General features: G+C 72.7%; 1 pseudogene. It reads left to right on the top strand.

The features are described 5' to 3' along the window. A pseudogene (locus K9U41_RS23050) lies at positions 1-543 on the top strand (hypothetical protein); the annotation flags it as partial.

Genomic DNA, 543 nt, shown 5'->3' with positions numbered 1-543 from the left:
CCTGGTGGCCACCGACGCGGAGCCGACGCCCGCGGACCGCGAGCGCCTGGCGGCCCTGCTCACCTATGGCGACCCTTACGCCGGCCCGGACGCCGGCCCCGCCATCGTGGTCGCGCCACGCATCGGCACCGTGTCGCCCTGGGCCTCGAAGGCCACCGACATCGTGCGCAACTGCGGACTGCACGTGCGCCGCGTGGAACGCGTCACCGAGTACCGGCTGTCGCTGCGCCCGGGCCTGCTGGGCGGCGTGCCCACGCTGACCGAGGCGCAGAAGCAGGCCGTGGCCGCGCTGCTGCACGACCGCATGACGGAATCGGTGCTCTGGGACCGGGCCGGCGCGGCCGACCTGTTCACCGAACTGCCTGCCGTGCCCATGGAGTTCGTCGATGTGCTGGGCGGCGGGCGCGCCGCGCTGGAAGGGGCGAACACCCGCTGGGGCCTGGCGCTGGCTGACGACGAGATCGACTACCTGGTGAATGCCTTCACGGCGCTGCGCCGCAATCCGACCGACGTCGAGCTGATGATGTTCGCGCAGGCCAACAG

It is taken from the genome of Xanthobacter autotrophicus, from assembly GCF_029991245.1.
GTDB lineage: Bacteria > Pseudomonadota > Alphaproteobacteria > Rhizobiales > Xanthobacteraceae > Xanthobacter > Xanthobacter autotrophicus_C.
The sequence above is the reverse complement of the archived record's forward strand: the minus strand, read 5'-3'. Positions and strand labels throughout refer to the sequence as shown.